Source organism: Phenylobacterium immobile (ATCC 35973) (assembly GCF_001375595.1).
Classification (GTDB): Bacteria; Pseudomonadota; Alphaproteobacteria; order Caulobacterales; family Caulobacteraceae; genus Phenylobacterium; species Phenylobacterium immobile.
Genome location: NZ_CVJQ01000001.1, coordinates 2,782,210 through 2,806,667 on the forward strand (window position 1 = coordinate 2,782,210; position 24,458 = coordinate 2,806,667).

General features: G+C 69.5%; 23 protein-coding genes and 1 pseudogene. 4 read left to right on the top strand and 20 right to left on the bottom strand.

The window, feature by feature from the left end:
* Positions 1 to 97: 97 nt before the first annotated feature.
* From BN1313_RS13605 to BN1313_RS13675, 15 genes are all read right to left on the bottom strand, one after another.
* Complete coding sequence (locus BN1313_RS13605; protein WP_091741799.1) at positions 98 to 463, bottom strand: hypothetical protein; 366 nt, start codon at positions 461 to 463, stop codon at positions 98 to 100.
* A 51-nt stretch (positions 464 to 514) separates the two neighbouring features.
* Positions 515 to 3,388 carry a bifunctional [glutamine synthetase] adenylyltransferase/[glutamine synthetase]-adenylyl-L-tyrosine phosphorylase gene (locus BN1313_RS13610; protein ID WP_091741802.1) on the bottom strand — a complete coding sequence of 958 codons (2,874 nt, stop codon included), beginning with the start codon at positions 3,386 to 3,388 and terminating at the stop codon, positions 515 to 517.
* A gap of 170 nt (positions 3,389 to 3,558) precedes the next feature.
* Positions 3,559 to 4,959 (bottom strand): sensor histidine kinase, encoded by a 1,401-nt coding sequence (locus tag BN1313_RS13615; RefSeq protein ID WP_091741805.1) that lies wholly within the window; start codon positions 4,957 to 4,959, stop codon positions 3,559 to 3,561.
* A 6-nt stretch (positions 4,960 to 4,965) separates the two neighbouring features.
* A complete protein-coding gene (locus tag BN1313_RS13620; RefSeq protein WP_091741807.1) occupies positions 4,966 to 5,637 on the bottom strand; it encodes a response regulator transcription factor in 672 nt (223 codons plus the stop codon).
* A gap of 31 nt (positions 5,638 to 5,668) precedes the next feature.
* Positions 5,669 to 7,243, bottom strand: a complete 1,575-nt coding sequence (locus tag BN1313_RS13625) for a Do family serine endopeptidase (protein WP_091741810.1) — start codon at positions 7,241 to 7,243, stop codon at positions 5,669 to 5,671.
* A gap of 141 nt (positions 7,244 to 7,384) precedes the next feature.
* Positions 7,385 to 7,837 carry a cytochrome c-type biogenesis protein gene (locus BN1313_RS13630; protein WP_091741813.1) on the bottom strand — a complete coding sequence of 151 codons (453 nt, stop codon included), beginning with the start codon at positions 7,835 to 7,837 and terminating at the stop codon, positions 7,385 to 7,387.
* Positions 7,834 to 9,804, bottom strand: a complete 1,971-nt coding sequence (locus tag BN1313_RS13635; protein WP_091741816.1) for a heme lyase CcmF/NrfE family subunit — start codon at positions 9,802 to 9,804, stop codon at positions 7,834 to 7,836. The genes BN1313_RS13630 and BN1313_RS13635 overlap by 4 nt, the downstream gene beginning before the upstream one ends.
* Positions 9,801 to 10,283, bottom strand: coding sequence for a cytochrome c maturation protein CcmE (ccmE, locus tag BN1313_RS13640; RefSeq protein WP_091741819.1), 483 nt, complete (start codon positions 10,281 to 10,283; stop codon positions 9,801 to 9,803). The genes BN1313_RS13635 and ccmE overlap by 4 nt, the downstream gene beginning before the upstream one ends.
* Positions 10,280 to 11,347, bottom strand: a complete 1,068-nt coding sequence (gene ccmI, locus BN1313_RS13645; protein ID WP_091741822.1) for a c-type cytochrome biogenesis protein CcmI — start codon at positions 11,345 to 11,347, stop codon at positions 10,280 to 10,282. Before ccmI ends, ccmE begins: the two co-directional genes overlap by 4 nt.
* 50 nt (positions 11,348 to 11,397) lie before the next feature.
* Positions 11,398 to 12,780: an ATP-binding protein gene (locus tag BN1313_RS13650; protein WP_245620200.1), complete on the bottom strand. Its 1,383-nt coding sequence runs from the start codon at positions 12,778 to 12,780 to the stop codon at positions 11,398 to 11,400.
* Positions 12,781 to 12,782: 2 nt separating this feature from the next.
* Positions 12,783 to 13,475 carry a response regulator transcription factor gene (locus BN1313_RS13655; protein WP_091741825.1) on the bottom strand — a complete coding sequence of 231 codons (693 nt, stop codon included), beginning with the start codon at positions 13,473 to 13,475 and terminating at the stop codon, positions 12,783 to 12,785.
* A complete protein-coding gene (locus tag BN1313_RS13660; RefSeq protein WP_091736751.1) occupies positions 13,436 to 14,374 on the bottom strand; it encodes an IS481 family transposase in 939 nt (312 codons plus the stop codon). Before BN1313_RS13660 ends, BN1313_RS13655 begins: the two co-directional genes overlap by 40 nt.
* Positions 14,375 to 14,528: 154 nt before the next feature.
* The gene (locus BN1313_RS13665) at positions 14,529 to 14,873 is read right to left on the bottom strand and encodes a PepSY domain-containing protein (protein ID WP_091742734.1); all 345 of its coding nucleotides are present in this window, start codon (positions 14,871 to 14,873) and stop codon (positions 14,529 to 14,531) included.
* Between the two features lie 65 nt (positions 14,874 to 14,938).
* A complete protein-coding gene (locus tag BN1313_RS13670; protein WP_091741828.1) occupies positions 14,939 to 15,877 on the bottom strand; it encodes a DnaJ C-terminal domain-containing protein in 939 nt (312 codons plus the stop codon).
* Positions 15,878 to 15,965: 88 nt separating this feature from the next.
* Complete coding sequence (locus tag BN1313_RS13675; protein WP_091741831.1) at positions 15,966 to 16,430, bottom strand: YcgN family cysteine cluster protein; 465 nt, start codon at positions 16,428 to 16,430, stop codon at positions 15,966 to 15,968.
* A gap of 64 nt (positions 16,431 to 16,494) precedes the next feature.
* Between BN1313_RS13675 and BN1313_RS13680 the strand changes: the two genes are divergently transcribed.
* The 4 genes from BN1313_RS13680 to BN1313_RS13695 all read left to right on the top strand — a co-directional run bounded on the left by BN1313_RS13680 (position 16,495) and on the right by BN1313_RS13695 (position 21,320).
* Positions 16,495 to 18,303, top strand: a complete 1,809-nt coding sequence (locus tag BN1313_RS13680) for an ABC-F family ATP-binding cassette domain-containing protein (RefSeq protein ID WP_091741833.1) — start codon at positions 16,495 to 16,497, stop codon at positions 18,301 to 18,303.
* Between the two features lie 532 nt (positions 18,304 to 18,835).
* Positions 18,836 to 19,834 (top strand): ABC transporter substrate-binding protein, encoded by a 999-nt coding sequence (locus BN1313_RS13685; protein ID WP_091741836.1) that lies wholly within the window; start codon positions 18,836 to 18,838, stop codon positions 19,832 to 19,834.
* Positions 19,831 to 20,556 (top strand): ABC transporter ATP-binding protein, encoded by a 726-nt coding sequence (locus BN1313_RS13690; RefSeq protein WP_091741839.1) that lies wholly within the window; start codon positions 19,831 to 19,833, stop codon positions 20,554 to 20,556. Before BN1313_RS13685 ends, BN1313_RS13690 begins: the two co-directional genes overlap by 4 nt.
* Entirely contained in the window at positions 20,553 to 21,320 is a 768-nt protein-coding gene (locus tag BN1313_RS13695) for an ABC transporter permease (RefSeq protein ID WP_091741842.1), read from the top strand. Before BN1313_RS13690 ends, BN1313_RS13695 begins: the two co-directional genes overlap by 4 nt.
* A gap of 1 nt (position 21,321) precedes the next feature.
* Here BN1313_RS13695 and BN1313_RS13700 read toward each other — a convergent pair whose 3' ends face one another.
* The 5 genes and pseudogenes from BN1313_RS13700 to BN1313_RS13715 form a co-directional block, all read right to left on the bottom strand.
* Complete coding sequence (locus BN1313_RS13700) at positions 21,322 to 22,314, bottom strand: energy transducer TonB (protein WP_091741845.1); 993 nt, start codon at positions 22,312 to 22,314, stop codon at positions 21,322 to 21,324.
* A 44-nt stretch (positions 22,315 to 22,358) separates the two neighbouring features.
* Positions 22,359 to 23,021, bottom strand: a complete 663-nt coding sequence (locus tag BN1313_RS16635) for a hypothetical protein (protein ID WP_091741847.1) — start codon at positions 23,019 to 23,021, stop codon at positions 22,359 to 22,361.
* Positions 23,022 to 23,160: 139 nt separating this feature from the next.
* Entirely contained in the window at positions 23,161 to 23,580 is a 420-nt protein-coding gene (locus tag BN1313_RS13710; RefSeq protein WP_218054401.1) for a P-loop NTPase family protein, read from the bottom strand.
* A gap of 41 nt (positions 23,581 to 23,621) precedes the next feature.
* A pseudogene (locus BN1313_RS17140) lies at positions 23,622 to 23,687 on the bottom strand (hypothetical protein); the annotation flags it as partial.
* Positions 23,688 to 23,732: 45 nt separating this feature from the next.
* Positions 23,733 to 24,455 carry a pseudouridine synthase gene (locus BN1313_RS13715; RefSeq protein ID WP_091742736.1) on the bottom strand — a complete coding sequence of 241 codons (723 nt, stop codon included), beginning with the start codon at positions 24,453 to 24,455 and terminating at the stop codon, positions 23,733 to 23,735.
* Positions 24,456 to 24,458 lie beyond the last annotated feature (3 nt).

Here is a 24,458-nt window from a genome sequence, read left to right on the forward strand (position 1 = left end):
CAAGACCCTCCTCCGTCGACCTGCGGTCGCCACCTTCTCCCGCAAGGGGCGAAGCACGCGCCAGTTTGGGCTCCACCAGGAGAGTGACGTCCGAGATTTAGACCGGCGGTTCGGTTTCGCCGGGCGGGAACGAGTTCATCGGGCCAGCGGAGGCGCCGGTGGCGGAGCTGGCCGCGGCGCGGTCGCGGGAGAGGCGAGTGCGCCGGTTCACGCCGGAGCCCGCCGTGGGCTTTGGGTCGGCGGCCGTCGCGGCGGTGTCGGCGGCGACGCCGGTGCGGGCGCGACTTTCGGCGGCCTGCCAGTCGCGGCTGGCGCGCTGGGCGGGCGAGGCATTCGAATAGGCCTTCAACTGGCTGTAGGGGATAGGCTGCTTCGGGCCGACGGGTTCGGCCTTGGCGCTCTCGGCCAAGACCGGGGTGCCGATGACGGCGGCGGCCATGAAGGCCAGGGTGGCGGATCTCATGGGAGGAACTCCTCTTTGAGCCCTCTCAACTGACGAACAGCGAACATTGTTCTAGGCGGACACGACCTCCAGATAGGCCGCGCGCGCCGCGGCCTTGGCCTTGGCCAGGCGGGTCTGCAGGTTACGGAAGTCGCGGGCGCCGCCCGCTCGCGCCAAAAGGGCGCGGAAGGGCTTGGGCTCGTTCGCGGGGTCCGGATTATCCTCCAGAGCGACCTTGAGCATCTGCGTCAGAGCCTGCTGCAGGGCCCAGGCCTCTTCCAGAGCGCTGATCGCCTTCCCCGCGACGCCGGCCTCGCGGAAGGCGGCGAGCGCGCGGGCGGTGCTGGGCGACAAGGGGCCGCCCTCGCCGGCCTGGGCGAGCTGGAGAAACTGGGCGGCGAACTCGATGTCGACCAGGCCGCCCGGCGAGAGCTTGAGGTCCCAGGGACCCTCAGGCGGGCGCTCCTCCTCCATAAGGCGACGCATGTCGCGGACCTCCTTGACGAGGACAGCGCGGTCGCGGGGCTGGCGCAGGGCCGTCTCGATGGCGGCGGTCGCCTCGCGTGCGAAGGCGTCGGAGGTGGCCCAGACGATGCGGGCGCGGGTCAGGGCCTGATGCTCCCACGTCTCGGCCTCGCCGCGGTAGTAGTCCTCGAAGGCGGTCATGGAGACGGCGACAGGGCCGGCGGTGCCGGTGGGGCGCAGGCGCATGTCGACCTCGTAGAGGCCGCCCTCAGCGGTTGGCGTCGAGAGCGCCGCGATCAGCCGCTGAGTGAAGCGGCCGTAGAAGGTCTCCGCTCCCCATCCCTTGGTCTCGCTCATCTCGCCGGGCGCCGCGCGATAGAGGGTCATGAGGTCGAGATCGGAGGTCGCGCTCATCTCGCGCGAGCCGCACTTGCCGAGGGCCACCACGGCGGCCTCGCCGCTGAACGCGCCGCCGAGCCGCACAGCTTCGGCCAGGGCGGCGGGCGCGAGGGCTGCGATACAGAGGTCGGCGAGATCGGCGAAGGCCTTGCCGGCGGTCTCCGCGGTGGCCGAGCCGCTCATCACCTGGACGCCGATGCGGAAGGCCTGTTCGCGATGGGCGCGGCGGGCCTCGTCCATCGCGGTTTCGAAACTGCCGACGGCCTCGACGGCGGCCAGGAGGGCCTCCCGTTCGCCGGTGAGATCGATCTCGGCGAAGAAGCTCTGGTCCAGCATCGCGTCGATGGCCGCAGGACGCCGGGCCAGGATGGTGGCGAGACGCGGGGCGAAGGCCATGACCTCGACCACCAGCTCGAAGAGGCGCGGCTGGGCCAGGAACAGCGACTGCATCTGCACGCCCGACGACAGTCGTGAGAAGAACTCCGTGAAGCGGACGAAGGCGATATCCGGCGCGCCGGTGTCGGCCAGGGTTTCCAAAAGGCGTGGCGCAAGCTCAGTGAAGAGCTCACGGCCGCGTTCGGTCCGGGTGGCGGGGATCCGGCCATGGTGCCAGGCGCGGATCGTCTGGGCGACGCGAGGGCCCTGGGTGAAGCCCATGCGGGCCAGCGTCGCCAAGGTCTCCGGATCGTCGTCGACGCCGGTGAAAACCAGGCTGCCGAAGCGTGACGACAGCGGCTTGGCCTCGCGGAAAAGTTCGCCATAGCGGGCGTTGACGGTCTTGGCGGTGCGCGAGACGGCGGCGTCGAAGCTGGGCAGCCGGGTGTGGCCCATCAGGGCGGCGACGCGTTTGCGGTCGGCCTCGCTTTCGGGCAGCCGGTGGGTCTGCTCGTCGGCCAGCATCTGGATGCGGTGCTCAATGGCGCGCAGCGTCGTATAGGCGGCGGTGAGTTCGCCCGCCGTCTTGGGCTCGACGTGGCCGGCGCTGGCCAGCGCCGCCAGGGCCTCCAGGGTGCGATTGGAGCGGAGCGCGCGGTTGCGGCCGCCCAGGATCAGCTGCTGGGTCTGGACGTAGAACTCGATCTCGCGGATGCCGCCGCGCCCCAGTTTCACGTCGAAGCCGGCGGCGGAGATGCGCTCATCGACCTTGTGAGCGTGGATCTGGCGCTTGATGGAGTGGATGTCGGCGATGGCGGCGAAGTCGAGGTTGCGGCGCCAGACGAAGGCCTGGAGCTCGCCCAGGAAGTCGGCGGCGCAGACCAGGTCGCCGGCGCAGGCGCGGGCCTTGATGAAGGCGGCCCGCTCCCAGTTCTGACCAACGCTCTCATAGTATTCGAGGGCTGCGGCCACCGGCACGGCGTGGGGGGTCGACGACGGGTCGGGTCGCAGGCGCAGGTCGATGCGGAAGACGTAGCCGTCGGCGTCGCGCTTCTGCATCAGGTCGGCGACGGTCTGGGTGAGGCGCACGGCAAAGCCCTGCGGCTCGACGCCCTCGGCGAGGGGCAGTTTCTCGGGCTCATAGAAGACCGAGATGTCGATGTCGGAGGAGTAGTTCAGCTCGAAGGCGCCGTGCTTGCCCATGGCGATGCAGAACCAGCCGGGGACGGGGCCTTCCGTCCCCTCCCCCAGCCAGGTCAGGCGGCCGGCGGCAAGCTCGGCGCGGGCGGCGCAGGCGAGCGCTGCGCCCACCGCGGCGTCGGCGAAGCGGGCGAGCGCGCCGGTGACGGCGTCGAGGTCCCAGACCCCGCCCAAGTCGCACAGGGCGGTGAGCAGATGCAGTTCGGCCTTCAGCAGACGCAGGGCCTTGGCGACAGCGGGGGGGGCGCCGTCGGTCGCGGTGGTGCGAGCCAGGATGTCTTCGAGCTGGGCGGCAGGATCGGCGGCCAGCAGGCGGGCCAGCCTGCCGGCGTCGCGGACCGCCAGGCTGGTCAGGTAGGCCGAGGCGGCGAAGACCGGGGCCAGCGCCGGCCAGGCGGCCTCGATCGCCGGGTGGCCGCTCAGCCGGCCCTCCGCCCGTGCGGCGGCCTTGGCGTCGATCACGGGACCGGGCGGGGCGAGGCGCGGTCCGAGGGCGAGGTCAGTCATGCGGGCTCAGGGAAATGGCGAAGGCGGACGTGGGTTGATGCGTCATGCTGGATCATACCGGATTTGTCGTCACCGACCTCGCCAAGGCGCGCCGCTTCGACGACGCGGTCGCCGGCGCGCTGGCGGAAGGGCCGGCGCTGAACCCTTCCCGCCCCGCTTGCGGGGAGAGGCTAGGCTCGCGGAAGCACGAACGCGACGCGTAGGCCGGGGCCCATCTCGCCGACCTTGCCGGGGCCCTCGTCGAGTTCGAGGCGGCCGCCATGGGCCTGGGCCACGGCTTGGACGAGAGAGAGGCCCAGGCCTGCGCCAGGCTGGTTGCGGCTGTTCTCCAGGCGCACGAAACGGCCGACGACGCGGGCCCGGTCTTCCTCGGGGACGCCTGGGCCTGTGTCGGTGACGGAATATTCGACTTCGCCGGAGGATCTGCGGCGCACCCGCAGCATGACGGCGCCGCCGGTCGGCGTGTATTTCACCGCGTTGTCGAGGAGGTTCGCCAGCGCCTGCGCCAGGAATTCGCGGTTGCCGCGGATGGCCAGTCCCCGGGCGAATTCGGCGTCGAAGTCGAGCCCCTTGTCCTCGCAGACCGGTCCATAGAGCTCGGCGATATCCTCGGCGAGATCGGCCGGGTCGAAGGGAGCTGCTTCCAGGGCCGCGCCGGCGGCCTGCAGGCGGGCGATGGCGAGGACCGCGCCGAAGGTTTTCAGCACCCCGTCTGTGTCCTCCAAGGCCTGAGCCAGCGCCTGGGTGGGATCGCCGCGGCCGGCGTCTACTTCAAGGAAGGCCGCCTCCAAGCGGGCGCGGAGGCGCGTGAGCGGCGAGCGTAGGTCGTGGGCGATGGCGTCGCCGGCGTGCTTGTGGCCCTCCATCGATTTCTCGAGACGATCGAGCATCTCGTTGAGGCCGGCGGCCAGTTCGTCGAACTCATCGCGGGCGCCGCGCACCTTGGCCCGGGCGCCCAGGTCGCCGTTGCGCACGGCGTCGACCACCTCGGTGAGCGCGGCCATGGAGCGGTTGACGTTGCGGCTGACCAGGACCCCGCCGGCCAGCCCCAGGATCACCACCAGGCCGCCGGCGCCCCAGAGCGCGCGGACCACCTTGACCACGTAGGCCTCGTCCTCGCCGACGTCGGCGCCGACGAAGAGGATCTCGCCCCCGGCCAGACGCTGTTGCAGTCCACGGGCCGGGCGCTTGGCTTCGCGGCCCTGGGCGTCCGCCTCGGTGGTCGAGAAGCTCATCCAGACCGGGCGGCCGTTGAAGTTCTCGGCGGGCGAGGTCTCGATGGAGCCGGAGATGCGTTTGCCGCCGCCGTCGGTCAGCAGGTAGAGGAACGGGCGCTCGCTGGCGGCGCGCTCGATCAGGGACTGGTTGACGGCCGATAGACCGGCGCGATCGTAGGCCGCCGTAAGCGTCGCCATCTCGCGGGTGATCTCGCGGTCGGTGCGGCGCGTCGCCTCGCCGGCGGTGGCGACGTAGATGTAGGCCAGGAAGGCGCTGGCGGCGCTGGCGAAGAGCGCCAGGAACAGCAACGTCAGCCGGAACGGCGTCGTGCGGAAGATGCGCGGCAGGCGCATCCGGCGTCAGGCTTCGAGGCGGTAGCCCGCCCCGCGGACGGTCTGCAGCATGGCCCGGTCGAAGCCCTTGTCGATCTTCGAGCGCAGGCGCGAGATATGAACGTCGATGACGTTGGTCTGGGGGTCGAAGTGGTATTCCCAGACCTTCTCCAGCAGCATGGTGCGGGTCACCGACTGGCCGGCGTGACGCATCATGAACTCCAGCAGCTGGAACTCGCGGGGCTGCAGGTCGATCTCCCTGCCCTGGCGATGCACGGAGCGGCCGATCAGGTCCATCTCCAGGTCGCCGACCCGCAGCAGGGTCTGGACCGAGCCCGTCTCGCGGCGGCGGGCGAGCGCCTCGACGCGGGCGGAGAGCTCGGCCAAGGCATAGGGCTTGACCAGATAGTCGTCGCCGCCGGCCTGGAGGCCCGCGACGCGGTCGCCCACCTCCCCCAGCGCCGAGAGGAACAGGACCGGGGTTTGGTCGCCCTCGCGGCGCAGGGTCTGGACGAGGCTGACACCGTCCATCCTGGGCATCATGCGGTCGACGATCATCACATCGAACTGGCCGGCGCGGGCGGCGGTGAGGCCGTCCTCGCCGTCCGCGGCGCGGACGCAGGCGTGGCCGGCTTCGGAGAGGCTGCGCTCCATGGCCTCGGCCGCCTCCAGGTCGTCCTCGACGATCAGAATCTGCATGACGCCCCCGCGTGCTGAAGTTGGTCTGAGCTTACTCCGAAATCTTCAACGGCAACCACAGGGTCCGGCCGCCGCGATAGACGCCGATCAGGACGCTAGGCCGGCCGGCTTTCCTGGCGGCGTCGACGCCGGCCGCCAGATCCGCCGCCGAGGTTACGGCGCGGTCAGCGACCTTGACCACCACGTCGCCGCGGCGGAGGCCCTTGGTCGCCGCGTCCGAGCCGGTGTCGAGGCTGAGGATCGCCGCGCCCTTGAAGTCGGCCGGCAAGTTCAGCTGGCGACGCAGCTCCGGCGTCAACGGGCTGAGCTTCATGCCGAGCACGCTCGGCGCCTGCACGCCCGAGGAATCGCCGCCGGCGCCTGGACCACCGCGGCCATTGTCGTTGGCGGCCAGTTCGCGTTCCGAGGGGCGCGTGCCGGCGCGGACGTCGACGAAGCGCTTGCGGCCGTCGCGCAGGACTTCCAGGCGCAGGTTGTCGCCCGGACGTGAGCCGGCGACCTCGCGGGTCAGGCCCGAGGAGGTCTTGATGGGCTTGCCGTTGATCGAGATCACCACGTCGCCGGCTTGCAGGCCGGCCTTCTGCGAAGGGCCGCCCGGCGTCAGGTCGGCGACAATGGCGCCGCGCTGTTCCGGCGTGCCCTGGGCCTCGGCCATCTCAGCGGTGAAATTCTGGATGGTGGCGCCGATGTAGCCGCGGCTGATCTTGCCGCCATTGATCAGCTGCTTGGTCACCTGGTCGGCGACTTCCGCAGGGATGGCGAAGCCGATGCCGACCGAGCCGCCCGAGGGCGAGAAAATCGCCGTGTTCACGCCGATGACCCGACCATAGATGTCGAACGTCGGGCCGCCGGAGTTGCCGCGGTTGATGGGCGCGTCGATCTGAATGTAGTCGACGAAGGTCTCGCCGATGTCGCGGCCATAGGCCGAGATGATGCCTGCGGTGGCCGTGCCGCCAAGGCCGAAGGGATTGCCGACCGCGATCACCCAGTCACCGACACGCGGGCGCGCCGAGTTCTCGAAATTGACGAAGGGATAATTCCCTTCCTGCTTGACCTTGAGCACGGCGAGATCGGTGCCCTCGTCGCGACCGACGACGGTGGCGTCCAGCTCGCGTTCGTCCTTCAGCACGACCTTGATGGTCTCGGCGTTCTCGACGACGTGGTTGTTGGTGACGATGTAGCCATCGGCCGAGATGAAGAAGCCCGAGCCGGAGGATTGCTGGGTCGGCAGTTTCGGCTGGCCCTTCTCGGTCTTGCCGCCCTGGGAAGGCGCGCCTTCGCCATCGTCCTGCTCGTCATCGGGCTGGCCGGGGAATATGCCGAACGGCAGGGCGCCGAGGCCTGGGATCTGACGCAGCGCCGACTGGTCGACGCGGCTGGTGACGTTGATCGAAACGACGGCCGGCGAGACGCGGTCGAAGATGTCGGCGAAGGACAGCGGCGCGCCAGGCGGCGGCGCGAAGATCGGCGCGGTCGAAGCCCTGATGAGCTGGGGCTGCTGGTCGGCGCGCGCGTCCGGCAGTCGCATCCCAGCGCCCGCCACAGCCGCGGCCATCACGCCTGCGCCGGCGATGGCGCCCAACAGGTAGGTCTTCTTGGAGGTCATGCCTTGCTTTTTCCCTGTGCGCGCCGGCGACCGCGCCGCGCGCACCTAACTTAGGTTCGATGCCCGAGAGCGCCAACGCCCTCAAGTTACGTATTGGTCACCCTTGGACAGGCTTAGCGACCGATGTTTGTCGCAATCGTGTCAGGCTTTGCGTTCGACGCTAAGCGCTTTCAGACGCTGGAGTTCCTCTTCCGTCAGCGCCGCTTCCTCCGGCCGCGCGGCCACGCGCCGGCGCCACAGGAGAACGCCCAGGCCGACGACGAGGAACGGCCCGATCCACAGCGCGAGATTGGCGGGCCCGAAGGCCGGGCGCATCAGGACGAACTCGCCGTACCGGTCGGTGAGGAAGGCCTTGATCTCAGCGTCCGTGCGGCCCGCGGCCACCTGCTGGCGGACGATGCGGCGGAGATCGGCGGCGAGCTCGGCGTCGGAGTCGTCGATGGATTCGTTCTGGCAGACGAGGCAGCGGACGCCGGCGAAGAGCGCTCGGGCGCGCGCTTCCTGCACGGGGTCGGCCAGGCGTTCGGCCGGATCCGACGCGGCCGCCAGGCAGAGCGCGCCAAGGACGGCGGCGGCCAAGAGCTTCAACCTCATGCGGCGGCCTTGCGGCGCGCGCCGACGCCGAGCCGAAGCGAGCGGTCGCTGAGAGAGATCGCGCCGCCGATGGCCATGATCAGGGGGCCGATGAAGATCAGGCTGGCCCAGGGGTTCCAGTAGCCTCGCACGAGCCAGACGGGTTTGTTGGCCGCGCCGCGGCGTTCGCCCAGGACTAGGTAGAGGTGCGAGGCGCCGCGATAACAGATCGCCACTTCGGAGGTCGTCTGACCGCCGACGGTGAAGGTTCGGCGTTCCGGGGCGGCGTCGCAGATCTTAGCGCCGTTGCGGGTGATGGTGAGGATGGCGCGTTCGGCGTCGTAGTTGGGTCCGGTGACCTCGGCGATCGCGTCCAGGCGGGCCTCGTAGGCGCCGATGTGGAGTGTCCCGCCGACGGGCAAGGCCTCGGCGGCCTCGACCTTCCAGCTGATCTCGAAACAGGCGCCGAGGACGAAGACGCCGAGGCCGAGGTGCGCCAGGCTCATCCCCCAGGCGCCGCGCGGCAGACGGACCAGACGCCGCAGAGTCTCAAACGCAGGCGCGCGGAAGGCCCGTACGCGCTCGGCGAGCTCGACCAGGACGCCAGCGATCAGCCAGACTCCCAATGCCACGCCGACGGCGCCAAGGGCGTGGCGCGGCTGGGCGAGCGCAAAGACGGCGAGACCCAGGGCGGCGGCGATGAGGATGGCGGCCCACAGGCGCTGGACGACGCCCCTCAGGTCGCCGCGTTTCCAGGCCAACAGCGGGCCGGCGGGCACGAGGACCAGGAGCGCCGCCATCAGGGGCGCGAAGGTCAGGTTGAAGTAGGGCGGGCCGACCGAGATCGCCTCGCCCGTCGCCGCCTCGCGGATCAGAGGGTAGAGGGTCCCCAGCAGCACCGTCGCCGTAGCGGCGGCCAGCAGGATGTTGTTGAGAACGAGCGCGCTCTCGCGGCTGACGGGGGCGAAGACGCCGCCGGGCTCGAGGCTGGGCGCGCGCCAGGCGAAGAGGGCGAAGCCGGAGCCCGCCGCCGCGCCCAGGATCATCAGCAAAAGGACGCCGCGCGTCGGATCGACGGCGAAGGCGTGGACCGAGGTCAGGACGCCGGAGCGGACGAGGAAGGCGCCCAGCATCGAGAAGGTGAAGGCCGCCAGCGCCAGGAACACAGTCCAGCCGGCGAGCGCGCCGCGCTTTTCGGTGACGATGGCCGAGTGGATCAGGGCGGTGGCGGCGAGCCACGGCATGAAGCTGGCGTTCTCCACCGGGTCCCAGAACCACCAGCCGCCCCAGCCCAGCTCGTAGTAGGCCCAGAAGGCGCCGAGCGTGATCCCGATGGTGAGGAAGCTCCAGGCGGCGAGCGCCCAAGGCCGGACCCAGCGCGCCCAGGCGGCGTCGACGCGCCCCTCGATCAGCGCGGCGATGGCCAAAGAGAAGACCACCGACATGCCGACATAACCCAGGTAGAGGAATGGCGGGTGGGCGGCCAGCGCCGGGTCCTGCAGGAGCGGGTTGAGCGAGCGGCCCTCGACAGGCGCCGCCGTCAGCCGCGCCAGCGGGTTCGAGGCGAAGACGGTGTAGGCCAGGAAGACGACGCCCAGCGATCCCTGCGCGGCGACCGCCACGGCCTTCAGTGCGTGCGGCAGGCCGCGGCCGAGGGCGATGGCCGCGCCGAAGCCGGTGAGCGCCAGGCACCACAACAGCATGGAGCCCTCGTGGCTGCCCCAGGCGCCGGCCACACGATAGAGCAGCGGCTTTTCGCTGTGGGAGTTGGCCGCGACGTTGGCCACGGAGAAGTCCGAAGCGACGAAGGCGGTGATCAGAGCGGCGAAGGCGATGGCGACGCCAGCGAAGGCGGCGATGGCGGCGCCCTCCCCGGCCGCCGCCATGAGGGCTGAGCGCCGCATGCGCGCCGAAACGCTGAGGGCGACCTGGGCCAATGAGAGCAGGAAGGCCAGGATCAGGGCGAAGCTGCCGATCTCGACGATCATGGCTGGGTCTCGTAAGCGGGCTTGGCGCCGTCCCCGCGCCATTCGCCCTGTTCCTTCAAGGCCTTGGATATCTCGCGCGGCATGTAGCGCTCGTCGTGCTTGGCCAGGACCCGCTTCGCTTCGAAGGCGCCGTCGGCGGTGAAGGATCCCGTAGCGACGATGCCCTGACCCTCGCGGAAAAGGTCCGGCAGGTCTCCCTGGAAGACGACGCGGTCGCTGGCGGTCTGGTCGGAGACGACGAACTCCACACGGCCGTCGGGGTGCTTGGTCAGGCTGCCCGGCTGGACCAGGCCGCCCAGCTGGACGCTGCGGCCGACCGGCGGCTTGGCGGCGTCGGCCTGTGACGGCGTGTAGAAGAAGGAGATGGAGTCGTTGAGGCCCCAGAGCGTCAGGCCGACGGCAAGCGCCAAGACCGGGGCGATGGCCGCCAGCAGGGTCAACCGGCGGCGGGCCTTGGGGGATTTCGGCAGGAAACTCACTTCAAGGCCTCCGCCTTGGACGCGGCGACCAGGTCGGCTTCGACCTCGGGCTGGCCGGGGAAGAGCGCGCGAGCGCGCTTGAGGGCCGCGTCGCGCTTGGCGGTCTCGCCCAGGACCGCATAGGCGCGGACCAGTCGGACCCAGCCGTCAGCGTTGCGGGGCTCCGCCGCCAGACGGCCTTCCAGGCTGGCGACCATGCCGCGGACGAGGTCCAGAGTGGCGCCGTCCAGCGGCGCAGGCCCTGCCTCAACCTCGGCCAGGGCGGCCTGGACGGTGGCGCGGCGCGGATCGTCGGCGGGCAGGTCGCGGAGGAGGCCTTGGAAACCGGCCGTGGCGGCGGCCTTGTCGCCAGCCGCCGCGCGGCCACGAGCCAGGTGGAAGCGGGCCGCCGGCAAGGCAGGGTCGCGCTTGAGGGCCTGTTGGAAGACGACTTCGGTCGGCGGCGTCATCTCGCCGCCTGCCTGCATCAACATGGCCTCGCCCAGCATCTCCCAGAGGTCGGCGCGGGCGGGCGCGGCCTGGACAGCGCGGCGCATGGCGCGAACGGCGGCGGGCGCATCGCCTTGTGCGCCTTCGGCGATCGCCAGGATGCGCAGGGCCTCCGGGTCGTTCGGTCGGCCGCGCACGACCTGACGCATGACGGCGGCAAGCGCATCGGGGGCGAGGGTCTCCGGCGCGCTGGCCGCCCAGCCGGCGAGGCGCTTGGCGAAGGGTTGGTCGGAAACGCCAGGGGCGCCGACGAGGAGATAGAGACCGAGCGCCAAGGCCGGCGCCAGCGCCGCGACCACGACGACGCCCCCACGGCCCCCAGTGGTCCAGGCCGCCTCATGGCGATCGCTTTCACGCAGCAGGCGGCGGCCAGCTTCGGCCTGGGCGATGGTGCGTTCCGCCGGCGGGATCAGGCCGCGCTCTGCCAGATCGTCAATCTCAGCGATCTGGCGCTGGTAAAGACCCGTGGCCGGATCAGCGGCTTCGCCCACGGCGAGGACGCGTCCAGCCCGAAACAGGATGAGGCCGGCCGCGCCAGCGGCCAAAAGCCCCGCGACGGCCCAGAAGAGCAACATGGGCGCGCTTTAGCGGAAAGCGGGGAGCGGCGCGAGGGCCGCCTTGCGCCTCATCCTTCCGCGCGGGGCAGAGTGATCTCAACGCGCAGGCCGCCCAAGTTGGAGTCGGCGAGCTTGAAGGCGCCGCCGTAGGCGCGGCACAGTTCATCGATGATGGAGAGGCCGAGCCCGGAGCCCGGCGCGCTTTCGTCGAGCCGAACCCCGCGGCGGACCATATCGGCCTTCTGCGCCTCGGTGAGGCCTGGACCGTCGTCGTCGAAGGTCATGCGGAACTTGTCGGGGCCTAAATCGACGGCGCGCACGCGGACCCGCGCGCGACCAAACTTGCAGGCGTTCTCCAGCGCATTGCCGGCGATTTCGAGAAAATCCTGCCGCTCGCCCTGGAAGAACAGTTCCTCGTCGGCGTCCCAGTCGATCGCGACGCCCTTCTCGGCGAAAATCCGCCCCAGCGTACGCGACAACTCGTCCAGCACCTCGGCGACCGAGGTCCGCTCGCCCGTTCCCTGGGTGCGGGCCGCGGCGCGGGCGCGACGCAGGTGGTGATCGACCTGCCGGCGCATGGCTTCGGCCTGGGCCGAGACGACATCGGCGAGCGGCCCTGGCCGCTGGCCAGCTTCGGTGACCATGACCGAGATCGGGGTCTTCAAGGCGTGGGCGAGATTGCCGACATGGGTGCGCTGGCGCTCCACTACCTCTTGGTTGTGCGACACCAAGGCGTTCAACTCTTCCGCGAGAGGGTGCAGCTCCCGTGGGTACTGGCGCGCCAGGCGTTCGGCCTTGCCACGGCGGACCTCGGCGACCTCGCGGATCAAGTCGTGGACAGGCCTGAGGCCCAGCCGAACCTGCAGGATCACAGCCCCGATCAGGCCGGCGCCCAAAAGCGCGAAAGCCACGGCGGTGGCGGTGATGAAGGCGCGGACGTCGCGGTCGATGGGTGTGCGGTCCTCGGCGGCGATGAAGATCACCGGCCGTTCGCGTCCCGGCAACTCCGCCTGGGAGGCGAGCGCGCGCAGGGGCTCGCCAAGCGGGCCGGTGGTGTCATAGGCGACCGGCGCACCAGGCTTGGCGGCGAGTTTGGCGCGCATGTCCTCAGGACTGCGTAGTTCGAAGTCCCAGAGCGACCGCGAGCGCACGATAGCCCGCAAGCTCCCGTCCTGAGTGAGCTCGGCCACCTCCCAGTAGCGGCCGGAATAGGCCCGCAGCGCGCGCAGGTCGGTGAGCGCCGGGGCCACCACTTCACCCTTCTCCACCGTCGTGCCGGCCAGGAGGTTGTCGGTGAGTTCCGCCAGGGTCTGGTCGAACCGCCTGAGCGCCGCCTGCTGGAAGAGCAGCGCCAACACCACGGCGGCGACGCCAAGGGCCGTCAAGCTCCAGCCCAGGGCCAGCAGCACCAGCCGGCGCGCCAGCGACGCGCGGAAGCGCGGGAATTTCACGATCAGGCGGCGGGAGGCTCGGCCGCCCGCGCCTCGTCCTGGAGTTCTTCGGGCGGGCAGGTCAGACGGTAGCCGAGGCCGCGCACCGTCTCGATGCGGTCAGCGCCGATCTTCTTGCGGACCCGGCCGATGAACACTTCAATCGTATTGGAATCCCGGTCGAAATCCTGGTCGTAGAGGTGCTCGACCAGTTCGGTGCGGCTGATCACCCGGCCCTGGTGCATGATCATGTAGTGCAGCAGGCGGTACTCCAGCGAAGTGAGCCGCAGAGGCTCGCCATTGACGCTGGCCCGCGCCGCGCGCGGATCCAGCCGCAGGCCGCCGCAGGAGAGGTTCGGCGCCGAGTGGCCGGCCGAGCGGCGCAGCAGGGCGCGCAAGCGGGCGAGCAGTTCCTCGGTATGGAAGGGCTTGGTCAGATAGTCGTCGGCCCCGGCGTCGAAGCCCGCGACCTTCTCGCTCCAGGCGCCGCGAGCGGTGAGAATCAACACTGGCGCCGCCATGTTCCCACGCCGCCAGCGCTCCAGGACCGAGACTCCGTCGACCTTCGGCAGGCCCAGGTCCAGGACGACCGCGTCATAGGGCTCAGTCTCGCCGAGGAACTGGGCTTCCTCGCCGTCCGGCGCGTGGTCGACGGCGTAGCCGGCGTCGCCGAGGGCTAGCTGTCGTTTCCAAGAAGGTTGTTCACCCTTGTCCAGGGTGAGAGTCCGCCGATGCCGGCGTGAGGTCGGCTGAGGTTGTAGGCGTCGATCCAGGGTCCGATGGCTTGGGCGCGTTCAGCCGATGAGCTGTAGGGCTTGGCGTAGGCCCACTCCCTGAGGCTGGTCTGGATGAAGCGCTCGGCCTTGCCGTTGGTCCTGGGCGTGTACGGCCGGGTGCGGACGTGGCGGGCGCCGGCGGCCTGCAGGGCGTTGGCGAAGAGCTTGGAACGGTAGGCCGAGCCGTTGTCGGTCATCACCCGCTCGACGCGGACGCCGCAACGGCCGAGCCAGGCCAGGGCGCGTTCGAGGAAGCCGGTGGTGTCGAGTTGGCCTTCCGAAGACAGGATCTCGGTGTAGGCCAGGCGCGAAGCGTCATCGACGCAGACGTGCAGGAAGTCCCAGCCAGCGCGGCGCGAGCGGCCGAGCTGGCGGTCGCCGGTGACGCGGTGGCCGGCGACGTCGAAGCGGCCGAGCTTCTTGATATCCAGATGGATCATCGCGCCCGGTCGGCTGTGCTCGTAGCGGATCACCGGCGGCTTCGGATCGAGCGCGGCCAGCTTGCCCAGCCCCTGCCGGCGCAGGATAGCCCCCACCGTCGAGCGGGCCATGCCCAGCGTCCGGGCGATCGCCGGACCGGTCATCCGCTGACGCCGCAGTTGCTCGATCTCAGCCACACGAGCCGCAGCCACCTTGCGCGGACATCGTCGCGGCGCCGAGCTGCGGTCGTGATGCCTTCGCTCGCCGCCGCGACGATGCCGGGCGATCCATTTGCGCGCTGTCCGCAGCGACACCCCTGCCGCCTCCGCCGCCGCCTTCGCCGTCCAGCCTTGCGACACGCGCCGCGCCAGCAGCGCTCGACCCCCAGGCGTCAGACGGGCATTCTGGTGGACGTTCATCCGGGACCTTCCGGGTTAGGAGTTGGAGCTTTGCAACCCCAGCCTCTCAGCCCTGTCCCGGGTGAACAACCTTCATAGCTTCGACAGCTAGCTTCAGCTGACGCGACAGATCGGGATCGTCTTCCACGAGGAGAATGCGCATCGGGTCTCTCTCCTAGCCGCCTTGGCGGCCGATCATCTGACCGCTGCCCGCGTCGACGACGAACACCGTCACCCGGCCGTCAGGCATCTGCCATTGAATGAAGTAGGCGGGGCGGCCGCCGGCGTCGCCCAACGTCGTGTTGAGGTGACGACCGGGCGTGCGCTGGCCGATCATCTGCAATACGCGCGACAACGGCGCCTGGCGGCCCGCCTGGACGGCGGCGCGCGCCTGGTCCTGCTCGCCCATGCCGGCGCCCAGGGCCGGCCGCCCATAGTCCTGGGCGGCGGCCGCCAGCGGGCTTAACGCGCCCAGCATGAGCGGCGCGGCGAAGACGACCATGGTGAAAAGCGGCTTCATACGCATGATCCTGCGCAGGTTCGACTGAACCAACGCTGAACGGCGCGCAAGGCCCAGCAGTTTCCTCAAGATTTCCGGCGCGGCTGGTACGGATGCTCTTCGCGCCACCGCTGGGCGAAGGCTTCGATCTCTGGATCGGGCTTGTCGGGCATGGCGATCAACAGCCGCGCGAAGAGGTCGCCGCGATGGCCCTTGGCGTCGGAAAGGCCGCGGCCCTTCAGGCGCATCCGCATGCCGCTGGTGGCGCCCTTGGGAACGGTCAGTGTCACCGGGCCATCGGGGGTCGCCACCTCGACCTTGCCGCCCAGGACAGCGTCATAGACGGTGATCGGCGCCTCCATGACGAGAGACTCGCCCTCGCGCTTGAAGATAGGGTGCGGCGCAATGGCGATCTCGATCAGGGCGTCGCCTGGGCCGGCGCGCCCACCCTCGCCCTGGCCTTTCAGCCTGAGCGTCTGGCCTTCCTGGGCGCCCTTGGGGATCGTCACTTCGATGGTTCGGCCGTCGGAAAAGGCGATGCGCTTCTTGGCGCCGCGGATGGCGTCCTCGAGGTCGATCTCGACGCGGGCGCGCACGTCGGCGCCCTTCTGGGAGAAGCCGCCGAACCCGCCTCCGGGCCCGCCGCCCATTCCGCCGCCTGAACCGCCCCGGCGGCCGAACATGTCGCCCAGGATGTCGTTGAGATCGACGCCATCAAACTGCGCCTCGCGTCCGCCCCCACGCTGACCCCAGGGGCCTTGGCCGCCACCCGCGCCACCGCCGAAGCCTTGCGCGCGCTCGCGCCCATCGGCGTCGATCTCGCCGGCGTCAAACTTCTTACGCTTCTCGGCGTCGCCGACGATGTCGAAGGCCGCGCTGATCTGCTTGAAGCGTTCCTCCGAAGCCTTGTCGCCAGGATTGGCGTCGGGATGGAACTGCTTGGCGAGCTTGCGGAACGCCTTGCGCACCTCATCCGCGCTGGCGGTGCGGGAGACTCCGAGTTCCTGATAGGGATCGCGCGCCAAGAGTTTGAGACCTCACCGAAATTGCCGTCGCCGTCTAAGTGAGGGCGTTGTCGCCATCACGCAAGACCGACTGTTGCATAAAAGTCACTTAGTCGCGACCGCGTTCCTCGAGAAGATCGTAGGCGGCGAATTCGAAGGCGTCTTCAAGGTCGATCAAGACGTCCTCGCTGACGGTCTGACCGCGGACCGAGACGCCGGCGCGGTGCACGCTTTCCGGATCGCCGGAGACCAGCGGGTGCCAGTCGGCCAGGCCTCGGCCCTCGTGAATGCGGCGGTAAGCGCAACTGAGCGGCATCCAGGATAGCGTTCCGACATTGCCAGGCGTCAGCTTGATGCAATCCGGCACATGGCGGCGACGATTGGCGTAGTCGGTGCAGCTGCAGGCGTCGCTGTCGAACAGCTTGCAGTGAACGCGGGTCGGGATGATGTCGCCGGTGTCCTCATCCTCGAAGCGCACAAGGCAGCACAGGCCGCAGCCGTCGCACAGGCTCTCCCATTCCTTGGCGGTCATCTGCCAAAGTTGTTTGCGCCGCCAGAAGGGTTCTCCAGCCATCCGCACCCTCTAAACCCGTTGAGGCCTTTGCGCGAGGTCTCCCACCCTCTATCTGGGGCGGCATATGAAAGCCCCATCCAGAGCGCCGGTCCTCGCCCTCAAAGACGTTCGCCTGGCCGACGGGCCACGGATGCTGTTCGACGGCGTCGACCTGGCGCTCGATGCGCGGGTCCGCGCCTGCCTTGTCGGCCGCAATGGCGCGGGCAAATCCACCCTGCTGAGAATCCTCGCCGCTCAGATCGAACCGGACGCCGGTGAGCGGGTCGCGACCGGCGGGACGCGCATCGCCTTCGTGCCGCAGGAGCCGGAGATCGAGGGCGCGACCCTGCTCGACCACGCCACCGCCGGCGGCGCGGAAGCGCACCGCGCCGAGGCCCGGTTGGAAGCCTTCGGCCTGGATCCGCAGAAGTCGACCCAGGGCCTGTCGGGCGGTGAGATCCGCCGCGTGGCCCTGGCGCGGGCCTTCGCCGAGGACGCCGAGGTCCTGTTGATGGACGAGCCGACGAACCACCTCGACATCCTGGCCATTGAGACCCTGGAGTCCGAACTGGCGCAGTGCCGCTCGGCCGCCCTGATCGTCAGTCACGATCGGGCTTTCCTCGAGCGCGTCACCAACCGCTGCTTCTTCCTCGAAAACCGCCTGGTTCGCAGGCTCGACAAGGGGTTCGCCCACTTCGACGAGTGGGCCGAGCAGATCGCCGCCGCCGAGGCCGAGGAAGGCCGCCGCCTCGACAAGATGCTGAAGCGCGAGGAGCATTGGCTGCAGCGCGGCGTCACCGGCCGTCGCGCCCGCAACGAAGGCCGCCGCCGCCGCCTGATGGAGCTGCGCGGAGAGAAGCGCGAACGCCAGGGCGATGTCCGTGGCGAGCTGAACATGGGCATGGCCTCCGGCGGCCAGTCCGGCCAGCGCGTCGTCGAGGCCAAGAACGTCTCCAAGGCCTTCGGCGACAAGGTGTTGCTGAAGGACTTCTCCACCCGCATTCTGCGCGGCGACCGCGTCGCCGTGGTGGGTCCGAACGGCGCCGGCAAGACCACCCTGGTCCGCACCCTGCTGGGTGAGATCCCCACGGACACCGGGACGATCAAGCTCGGGACCAATCTCGAGATCAACTACGTCGACCAGGCCCGCGCGGCGCTGAACGCCGAGACGACCCTTCGCGAAGTGCTCCTGCCGCAGGGCGGCGACCAAGTGATGGTGCGGGGCTCGCCCCGCCACGTGATTTCCTACGCCAAGGACTTCCTGTTCACCGAGGCGCAGCTGCGACAGCCGGTCCGCAGCCTGTCGGGTGGAGAGCGCAACCGCCTGCTGCTGGCCCGCGCGCTCGCCAATCCGGCCAATGTCATGGTGCTGGACGAGCCGACCAACGACCTCGACATGGACACGCTGGACCTGCTGGAGGACCTGCTGGCCGACTATGAGGGCACGCTGATCCTGGTCAGCCACGACCGTGACTTCATCGACCGGCTCGCGACCTCGACGATCGGTCTCGACGGCCGCGGCGGGGCGGTGGAGACCCCAGGCGGATGGCAGGATTTCCTGAGCCAGAACCCCGGATTCTTCGGCGGCCGCGTCGCGCGGGAATCGACGCGCGGCGAAAGCAAGCCCATGCCGAAGCCGGCCTTCGTGAAGCCGGCGGCCAAGCTCAGCTACAAGGATCAGCGCCGTCTCGAGGAGCTGGAGAAAATGATCGCCGAGGCGCCAGCCAAGGCGGCCGCACTGGAAGCCAAGCTGGCCGATCCCGGCCTCTACGCGCGCGACCCGGTCGCCTTCGACAAGGTCAACCGCGAACTGGAAGCCGCCCGCGCAGCCCTGGCGGCCGGCGAAGATGAATGGTTAGAGCTGGAAGCCAAGCGCGAGGCCTTGAAGGCCTGATCCCTCCCCGCTCGTCCCGGCGAGGCCGGGATGTGCGGTGTTTGGAGTGTCGGATCGTCCGGACGCGGCTTTCCTGTGGAAAACCTAGAGCGCTGAATTTTCAGGCTTATTCCCGATAAAGTCACGGCCTGTCCACAGGCCTTCCACCGCGGGAATGGCGATTGCACACACCAGGGCGAGTTCGGGCGCTTGCCTAATAACGGGCGTGGGAGCAACGTCAAGTGGCCAAGAGGAACTGCGGCGCGAAACTTCCCAGACAAGGCCGGAAACGGCGGCGTCGAGGCGGCGAGCGAGGCAGAGGCCTTCGGAAGGCGGACGGACCAGGGAAACCCGGAACGGAGGCTTGAAGGAGGGTTCCGGTGCGCGATGGAAACCTGCGGGGACACCCGCTTATCGAAGTCGCAAACCGAGCTTCTCGGCTCAGATCCCCCAACGGATCTGGTCAGAGGGCGGCGTCACGGGAAACCGAGGCGCCGCCCTCTTGCTATTGGGGCCTTCCCTTCCCTACGGTTTCCCCGGAAGAGGGATGCCCATGAAGCTCAAGGTTCTGTTCGCCATTGGACTGGCGGCGCTCGTCGCGGCGTGTTCGCCGGCAAAGGAAAAGGCCCCCGAGGCTAGTGGTCGCACGACCATCCGGTTCGCAACCGACTGGCGCGCCCAGGCCGAACAGGGCGGCTTCTACCAGGCCCTGGCCAGCGGCGAGTACGCCAAGCGCGGACTGGACGTGCAGATCATCCAGGGCGGGCCCGGCGTGAACGTGCCCCAGTTGGTGGCCACGGGGGCCGTCGAGATGGGCACGGGCTCCAACAGCTTCATCGCCCTGAACCTCGCCCAGGAGGGCGCGCCCGTGAAGGCGGTCGCCGCCTTCATGCAGAAGGATCCGCAGGTCCTGATCGCCCACCCCGACCAAGGGATCGAGACCATCGCCGACCTGAAGGGCCACCCGATCCTCCTGTCCGACGCGTCGGTCACGGCCTTCTGGGTGTGGCTGAAGGCCAAGTACGGGTTCACCGACAGCCAGATCCGCAAGTACAACTTCAACTCCGCCCCGTTCCTGTCGGACAAGCGCGTGGCCCAGCAGGGCTACCTGACCAGCGAGCCCTATACGATCGAGAAGGAAGCGGGCCTGAAGCCCAAGGTCTTCCTGCTCGCCGACAACGGCTACCCGGGCTACGCGGCCATGGCGCTCGCGTCAGACAAGCTGATCGCGGCGAAGCCTGCGGCGGTGAAGGCCTTCGTCGAGGCGACCGCCAAGGGCTGGGACGACTACCTGAACGGCGATTCCGCGGCGGCCGACGCGATGATCCGCAAGGACAACCCGGAGATGACCCAGGAACTGCTCGACCAGGCCAAGGTCAAGCTGCGCGACAACGCCATCGTAGGCGGCTCGCCTGTGGTGGCCACGGGGATGATGACGGACGCCCGCTGGAAGGACTTCTTCGACATGGCGTCCAGCCAGGGGGTCTATCCGAAGACGCTGGACTACAAGCGCGCCTATACGCTGCAGTTTGTTGGCCCGCCCGCGCCGTGATCGCCGCACTTCAGGACGTCGACGTCGACTACGCCCGCGGTCGCGCCCTGGGCCCGTTCAGCCTGACGCTGGAGCCCGGCGCCATCACGGCCCTGGTCGGGCCGTCCGGTTGCGGCAAGTCGACGGCGTTGCGGCTGCTGGCCGGGCTGGAGCAGCCGACGCGCGGAACCGTCACCCGCGCGGCCGGGCGCGGCGAGACGGCGGTGGTCTTCCAGTCGGCGACCTTGGCGCCGTGGCTCTCAGCGCAGGCCAATGTGAGCTTGCCGCTGGAGCTCGCGGGCGCGCGGGACGCCGGGCCGCGCGCGGCCGCGGCCTTGGAGCGAGTCGGGCTCGCAGCGGCCACGGCGGCGAGGCCGGCGCAACTTTCGGGTGGCATGGCCATGCGCGTGTCCCTCGCGCGGGCGCTGGTGACCGACCCCAAGCTGCTGTTGCTGGACGAGCCGTTCGCGGCTCTCGACGAGATCACGCGGCGCCGGCTCGCGGACGATATCCTGGCGCTGTGGGCGACCTCCAAGCCGGCCATCGTCTTCGTCACCCACAATGTAGAGGAAGCGGTCTACCTGGCCTCCAAGGTGGTGGTGATGACGCCAGGTCCCGGCCGGATTGCGGGAACGTTTGAGACACCGCCCCTGCCCCGGCCGGCCGGCTTCCGTGTAACGCCGGAGTTCCGCGCCTGCGTCGAGCAGGTCAGCCACGCCCTGGAAGGCGCCGGCGCCCTATGAACCGCGCGATCTACATCCTGGCGCCCCTGGGCCTGATCGCCGTCCTGCTCGGCGGCTGGGAGATGGCCTGCCGGGCGCTGGAGGTTCCCGCCTATTTCCTCCCCGCGCCCTCGGCCATCGCCAAGGCGCTGGTCGCCGACTTCGCCTCGCTCCTGGTCTCGGCCTGGAACACCCTGGCCATGGCGCTGCTGGCCCTGGTGGTCGCCAGCGTGCTGGCCCAGACGCTCGCCCTCACCGTCGCCCTGTCGCCCACCCTGGAGCGCGCGGTCCGCCCACTGGCCGTCGTCCTGCAGGTCACGCCGGTGGTGGCGCTGGCCCCGTTGGTGCTGATCTGGGCCGGCCTTGACCACCCAGGCCGCGCGATCATCGCCCTGGCGGCGGTCGTCGCCTTCTTCCCGATCTTCTCGGGCGCGCTCACTGGGCTGAAGGCCGCGGACCCGGATCTAGAGCGGGTTTTCGACCTCTATGGCGCGACCCGCCTGCAGCGTCTGGTCCGCCTGCGCCTGCCCTCGGCCGTGCCGTTCCTGCTGGAGGGCCACAAGGTCGCCGCCGGCCTCGCGGTGATCGGCGCGGTGGTCGCCGAGTTCGTCGCCGGATCCGGCGGCGCCCAGGGCCTGGCCTGGCGGATCCTGGAAGCCGGCAACCGCCTGCAGACGGCGCGCATGTTCGCCGCGCTGGTGATGCTGGGACTCCTGGGCGCTGTGCTGCACGCTCTGCTCGAGCGGGCGGAGCAGGCCGGCCTGAAGTGGTGGCGGGGCCGCTAGACTACTTCGGTGGCGACGGAATTTCTGGCTCGAACCGAAAGGGGATAGTGACGTCGCCGCCGGCGGTTGGCAGGCCCTCATCGCTCCAAACCGACATGCGCGAAGTGTGCGCAAGCCGAACGGCCGCGGCGCCAAAGCCTTCGCCCTGGGGCGTCTCGCGGATCGGCTGACAGGCCTGCAGAACGCCATCAGCGATCACCCGGCATTTCACCAGCTCCGAGCCCCCGCGCCCGGCCTTTCGCGCCGCCTCAGGAAAGACTTCCGCGAGATCCGCTGCTGTCGGCAATTGGCGCCAAGTCGGCTTGCCGACCCGCCGCTCACCCTTCAGGGCGCCGGTTGGAAAGGTCACGTTGACCATCGCTTTGATTTCTCGGCGCTGAAGGTCAGGTGATAGAGCTGGCCCTTGGAAGAGCGGCGAGAGCTTGCGCGCCGCCGCGGCAAAGCCCATCCGCCGGGGCGTCTCTTCGTGCACCTCGCAGGCGCTCAGCGTCCCTGTCTTCGAGTAGCGGCACATCAGGGTCACGCGACCCGGCGCGCCTTCTTCTCGCGCCCGCCCCGGATAGCTGGCCACAAGTTGATCGAAGTCGGGGGCTTTCAACCATTGGGGGGCCCGCAGGACGCTCGCACCGGTCTGCGCCATGGGACCTTCAATCCGCCAGCGGATTGGCACGCGCACGATCCCATCGGGGAACGGCTTTCCGTCTCTCGTCAAAGGGCGCATGCGGAACACCGGAGTCATCGCCAGCGCGGCCTCGCCGAAACCCATCCCCAGAGGCGCCTCGTGGAACACCTTGCAGGCATGCAGGCCCCCTTCAACATTGACCCTGCATTCAACGAAGGCTTCGCCGGCGACGCCTTCGCGGGCCGCTTGGGTGGGCACGACGCGCCACATCTCCTCCTGGGTGGGTTTCTGGATCCAGTCGGGTTGACTAATCACCTCGGCGAACGCCGGTGACGTTAAGGCTAAGCTGGCCGCCACCAGTACTCGCTTCATCGCGTCCTCACGCCTTTGCGGAGGACTATAGCGCGTGCTTCTAGCTAGACCATGGCCGTCCGCCGCGTCAGCCGGGCGAAGGCGTCTTCGGCGATGACGGAGAGACCGTGGCAGCCTTCCTCGCTGAAGATCTCGATGGCGGCGTCGAGGGCGAAGAGAGCGCCGGGCAGGCGGGCGTCGCCTTCGCCGAGAACCTCGGCTCGCGCCTCGTAAAGCCGGGCGAGTTGGAGTTGCGCGAGCGCCCAGTCGAGCGGTTCGGCGGCGGCGTCGAGCGCCGCCAGCTCCATCTTGGCGGCGGCCTCGGCGGCGTCGGCCAGACCCAGATCGCCGGTCAGGGCCGCCGCGCGGGCGGCGCAGACGGCGCGGGCGTTGATCAGCAGGCCGCGCAGGGTGGTGTCGGCCGAGGCGGCGGGGACTTCGCGCAGGATCTGGTTGGCGCGGTCGAAGGCGGTGACGGCCTGTTCGAACAGGCGCTCATCGCCATCGAGTTCGGCCTTAGCCTTGAGCGTGAGCCCCAAGGCGAACTCGGTGCGCGCCCAGGCGACGGGCCGCTCGTTGCGGTCCAGTCCGTGCAGCGCCTCGGTCAATATCTCCAGCTCGCGATCCAGCACGCCGCCGTCGCCGGCCGCGGCGGCGTCGAACACACGCTTCAACTCGTCGCTGGCTTCAAACATGGCGCCGCCCCAGGTCCGCGGCCGTGAGCGCATGAAACGCTCTGCCTTGGTCTTCCAGGCGCTAAGAAAAGCGGGGGTGGTGGAAATTAACAAGAGATTAAAACCTTGGGTATGGTTAACGAGTCCTTCGTCATGACTGTAAAGCGTTGAGGAATCTCGTTGTTCCCGCGCTCTAGATTTTGTGACTTTCCGGCAGTGTCCGCAGGAACGCCGCGACCGCGCCCTTGGACTGCAGGCGGACGACGCGGCAGTGGGAGGGGGCGGCGGTCGCCAGGGCGGCGATCTTCTGACGTATCGAGGTCCGCGTCGTCCAAACGTAGCGCAGGAATTCCGGCAGCATATCGAGGCGTTCGGGACAGCCGTCCGGCAGATCCGGCCGCGACTTTCCGAGCATGGTCAGGCTGCGGCGGATCACTCGGCCGACCCGCAAGGCGAAAGGGAGGTCGAGCCAGATCAGCATGTCGGCGCGCGACAGACGATTGGGCCAGGTCACCGAGTGGCCGCCCTCGAAGATCCATTCGTCACGCGCCTCGACCTCGAGGCAGAGCCGCGTCTTTTCCTCGCGTGTCCGCTCGACCAGCCGTCCTGCCAATGGATGAGATCGATGTGAACGACCGCCAGGCCGGTGCGCTCGCCCAGCTGGCGGGCGAGCGTGCTCTTCCCTGAGCCCGGCTGGCCGACGATCATGATGCGTTGCATGGCGGCCACCCTCTCCTGGGGCCGGGGAAACCTAGCGTCGAACAGCTAGGCCGTGAAGATCGCGGCCAGCTCATCGGCGGTCGCGATTCGCCAATCGCCCGGCTCCAGATCCGCCGGCAGATCGAGGCCGCCGATGCGATCGCGATGGAGCGCTTCGACGTGGTTGCCGACGGCGGCGAACATCCGGCGGACCTGATGGTAGCGGCCTTCCGTGATGGTCAGGCGCGCCTGCGTCTCTGAGAGCGGCTCCAGCGCCGCCGGCGCCAGGGGATCGGCCTCATTCTCGAGCACGAGCGTCCCGGCCGCGAAGGTCGCGCCCTCGCCGCCGTTCAGCGGGCGCGCCAAGGTCGCTGCATAACGCTTGGCGATCATGGCCTTGGGCGAGATCACCCGATGCAGGAAGGGGCCGTCGTCGGTGATCAGGAGGAGGCCTGAGGTGTCCTTGTCGAGACGCCCGATCGTGGACAGGCCTGGCTCGCGCGCGCGCCAGCGCTGCGGCAGGAGTTCATAAACCGTTCGACCCGCCTCGCGGTGTGAACAAACCACCCCGAGAGGCTTGTGCATGACGAGCGTCAGGGGCGCCGGGGGATCGATCGGCTGGCCCGCGACGAGCAGGCGAGTGGGCAGGTCGGCGGTGACCGCGATCTTGGCGCCGGAGTCTTTCAGAGGCCGGCCGTCCAGCACAACCTGCCCACGGGCGACGAGGGCCGTGACCTCGCGGCGCGAGCCGTAGCCGAGGTTGGCGAGCAGGCGATCGAGCCTGGCCATCAA

Excerpts from the sequence above, each read along its gene's own strand:
- BN1313_RS13605 (WP_091741799.1), bottom strand. The coding sequence starts at position 463 with ATGAGATCCGCCACCCTGGCCTTCATGGCCGCCGCCGTCATCGGCACC.
- BN1313_RS13610 (WP_091741802.1), bottom strand. The coding sequence starts at position 3,388 with ATGACTGACCTCGCCCTCGGACCGCGCCTCGCCCCGCCCGGTCCCGTG.
- BN1313_RS13615 (WP_091741805.1), bottom strand. The coding sequence starts at position 4,959 with ATGCGCCTGCCGCGCATCTTCCGCACGACGCCGTTCCGGCTGACGTTG.
- BN1313_RS13620 (WP_091741807.1), bottom strand. The coding sequence starts at position 5,637 with ATGCAGATTCTGATCGTCGAGGACGACCTGGAGGCGGCCGAGGCCATG.
- BN1313_RS13625 (WP_091741810.1), bottom strand. The coding sequence starts at position 7,243 with ATGACCTCCAAGAAGACCTACCTGTTGGGCGCCATCGCCGGCGCAGGC.
- BN1313_RS13630 (WP_091741813.1), bottom strand. The coding sequence starts at position 7,837 with ATGAGGTTGAAGCTCTTGGCCGCCGCCGTCCTTGGCGCGCTCTGCCTG.
- BN1313_RS13635 (WP_091741816.1), bottom strand. The coding sequence starts at position 9,804 with ATGATCGTCGAGATCGGCAGCTTCGCCCTGATCCTGGCCTTCCTGCTC.
- ccmI (WP_091741822.1), bottom strand. The coding sequence starts at position 11,347 with ATGTTGCTCTTCTGGGCCGTCGCGGGGCTTTTGGCCGCTGGCGCGGCC.
- BN1313_RS13660 (WP_091736751.1), bottom strand. The coding sequence starts at position 14,374 with ATGAACGTCCACCAGAATGCCCGTCTGACGCCTGGGGGTCGAGCGCTG.
- BN1313_RS13665 (WP_091742734.1), bottom strand. The coding sequence starts at position 14,873 with ATGAAGCCGCTTTTCACCATGGTCGTCTTCGCCGCGCCGCTCATGCTG.
- BN1313_RS13675 (WP_091741831.1), bottom strand. The coding sequence starts at position 16,430 with ATGGCTGGAGAACCCTTCTGGCGGCGCAAACAACTTTGGCAGATGACC.
- BN1313_RS13680 (WP_091741833.1), top strand. The coding sequence starts at position 16,495 with ATGAAAGCCCCATCCAGAGCGCCGGTCCTCGCCCTCAAAGACGTTCGC.
- BN1313_RS13685 (WP_091741836.1), top strand. The coding sequence starts at position 18,836 with ATGAAGCTCAAGGTTCTGTTCGCCATTGGACTGGCGGCGCTCGTCGCG.
- BN1313_RS13695 (WP_091741842.1), top strand. The coding sequence starts at position 20,553 with ATGAACCGCGCGATCTACATCCTGGCGCCCCTGGGCCTGATCGCCGTC.
- BN1313_RS13700 (WP_091741845.1), bottom strand. The coding sequence starts at position 22,314 with ATGAAGCGAGTACTGGTGGCGGCCAGCTTAGCCTTAACGTCACCGGCG.
- BN1313_RS16635 (WP_091741847.1), bottom strand. The coding sequence starts at position 23,021 with ATGCGCTCACGGCCGCGGACCTGGGGCGGCGCCATGTTTGAAGCCAGC.
- BN1313_RS13715 (WP_091742736.1), bottom strand. The coding sequence starts at position 24,455 with ATGGCCAGGCTCGATCGCCTGCTCGCCAACCTCGGCTACGGCTCGCGC.